This window comes from Pseudomonas frederiksbergensis, from assembly GCF_017114915.1.
Classification (GTDB): Bacteria; Pseudomonadota; Gammaproteobacteria; order Pseudomonadales; family Pseudomonadaceae; genus Aquipseudomonas; species Aquipseudomonas frederiksbergensis_I.
The window spans coordinates 1-1,351 of sequence record NZ_JAAUOE010000106.1 but is presented as its reverse complement, the minus strand read 5'-3'; the positions used below and the strand labels follow the sequence as shown (position 1 = coordinate 1,351).

2 protein-coding genes are annotated in these 1,351 nt (G+C 49.4%); one reads left to right on the top strand and one right to left on the bottom strand.

Going from position 1 to position 1,351, the window contains the following annotated elements; translation table 11 throughout:
• Positions 1-78: 78 nt before the first annotated feature.
• On the top strand, positions 79-1,158 hold the full coding sequence (locus tag HCU66_RS26925) for a transglutaminase-like domain-containing protein (RefSeq protein ID WP_277397084.1): 1,080 nt from the start codon (positions 79-81) through the stop codon (positions 1,156-1,158).
• Between the two features lie 11 nt (positions 1,159-1,169).
• On the opposite strand, the gene HCU66_RS26920 is transcribed toward HCU66_RS26925, so the two are convergent.
• Positions 1,170-1,351 (bottom strand): hypothetical protein (locus tag HCU66_RS26920; RefSeq protein ID WP_205891381.1); only part of this gene is annotated, 182 nt, incomplete at its 5' end.

The window sequence follows — 1,351 nt, the reverse complement described above, 5'->3', positions numbered from 1 at the left end:
CCGTGGCGAGGATGAAGCAGACCATGATCATGAGGAATGCATTGCCGTAGGTTTGTGGTGGAGTAGGACCGTTAAGAACTGCTACGTAGGACCGCCAATCTCGATAACCCTCGGGACAAGGCGATTGCCTTGAGCGACTGGGTGCGAAAAAACATTCGCTATGTCGCAGTTTACGTGGGGGCCGGTAGCGTTGTTCCAAATCCTGTCGACACAATTTTGGCCAATCGCTATGGGGACTGTAAGGATCACGTAGCGTTATTGCAGTCATTGCTGGACACGGTGGGCATAGATAGCACGCCCGCGCTTATCAACTCTGGTAATGCCTATACCTTACCCAAGGTTCCAACCCTTGGTGTACTCAATCATGTCATCACCCATATCCCAAGCCTGAATCTGTATCTGGACTCAACCGCAGAGGGAATAGCAGGCGGCTATCTACCCATTTTTGTCCTGGATAAACCCGTAGTTTTCACAAAATCAGGGACCCTGGGCCGCACACCTTCTACCCAAGAAGGAAAGGTTGAAAACAGCACGGTATTCAAGGTTAGCGCGAACGGTAATGCCGACTTCATTCACACTTCCAGAATCACGGGTTGGGCAGCAGAACCCAATCGTTACGCCGTTAACTCCATGAGTCCTGTTGATCGAAATCAGTTAGTACAGAACATTCTGGCTAGCTATGGACAGACGGGTAAAGGAGAGTTCAGCGCGTCGGGACTCGAGGCGAGCGATAACGAAATTACAATAGAAATGTCCGGTCGATCGGAGAGTCTGGTTGGCTTTCCCGGGCCTACAGGCGTTTCCTCTATGAGTAGCTTCGCTGGCGGTATTGCACAAAGCGTTTTTGCTTTCGCAGCGGAGAGCGATCGTGTTCAGGCCTTCACCTGTATTTCGGGAGTAACAGAAGAGCAGGCGCGCTTTGAGTTTTCAAAGGAGGTCATTATTGTCGCAGTGCCTAAGTCGATGACATTGCGTGATGAGAAATTTGAATATACCTCTACTTATTTAAAAGAACCTGGTGCGGTGATCGTCCGTCGCCGCTTAAAGTTTTACAACCCCAGTGCGCTGTGCGGTCCGGAAGATTTCAAAAGCATGAATACAGTCATTGGCTCGATGTTAAGTGATTTGAAATCGCAGATTGTGGTTCAACTGAAGTAGCGGTTAGCAAGCTAAGAGGTAGGGTTTTTTAATTGGTTTTGGCAGATAACCGGCATGAAAAAGCTGATTCTGTTTGCTGGGCGGTTGCAGGAACTGAGTTTAACTTGGGTTCGCCGGGCATCGTAGCTACTTGCTTGTTTTGTGATCTGTTTTTGAATCCGCTCAATGAGCATCAGCTGACGGCGCGGCCGGT